We start from the raw sequence: 252 nt of genomic DNA on the forward strand, positions 1-252 counted from the left end.
GTTATACACTTTGCCAATATGCTCAGCGGACGTTTGCCGCATATCCTCTTTACGGTAGCGCCCGTAATCGACTTTCTTCACCGCCGACATCATTTCACAGGCGCCGTCATCGGCCTGCGCCATTCCCGAAAGTCCCGCTGCGCCGCAGAGCAGCATAAGCATCAGCGCGTATTGACGAACGTTATTCAGAGACATTTCCCTGTCACCTCTTCATAGAATTTATTCGGTTCTGCCTCCGGCAGGGTGTACGTC

Annotated in this window: 1 pseudogene; it reads right to left on the minus strand. The window is 53.2% G+C overall.

The annotated features are described in order from the left end of the window. Positions 1–195 (minus strand): annotated as a pseudogene (locus RTW80_RS30090) (hypothetical protein); the annotation flags it as partial. Positions 196–252 lie beyond the last annotated feature (57 nt).

The sequence above is a fragment of the Escherichia sp. AM3 genome, assembly GCF_032029835.1.
Classification (GTDB): Bacteria; Pseudomonadota; Gammaproteobacteria; order Enterobacterales; family Enterobacteriaceae; genus Escherichia; species Escherichia coli.